1 pseudogene is annotated in these 403 nt (G+C 37.2%); it reads left to right on the plus strand.

The features are described from left to right. Nucleotides 1–216, plus strand: a pseudogene (locus P20652_RS19070) (DUF3429 domain-containing protein); the annotation flags it as partial. Nucleotides 217–403 lie beyond the last annotated feature (187 nt).

Genomic DNA, 403 nt, shown 5'->3' on the forward strand with positions numbered 1-403 from the left:
TTACCTGTTATCCCAGTTCCATTTTTATCATTTTTACCTGTCGAATGGGCACTCGCTTTGTTAGGTGCTAGTTTTTGGTTAGTACTTATATTTGAAAAAGCCACGCCGCAATGGCAAACCTATCATAAAGATTATCAAAAAATGCGTGTAGTACTTACCTCTGTTGTGTTTGTTTGTCATATTCTTACTATTGGTATGAGTATTTATCCTAAATAGCAGCTGTAAACTAAAATATTGCGCGGTAATAAGGTAATATCTGCGCACTGCTATTTGAGGACACACCATGATCGACCAACTACGCCAACAACTCGATGACCTTGGCGAAAACTACGTAGAAAAAACGACTGCATTCAAAATCAAAGTGATCCCGTTTTTTTGTGCTTATTCGCATAAAAAAAGACCA

This window comes from Pseudoalteromonas sp. BSi20652, assembly GCF_000239855.1.
GTDB lineage: Bacteria > Pseudomonadota > Gammaproteobacteria > Enterobacterales > Alteromonadaceae > Pseudoalteromonas.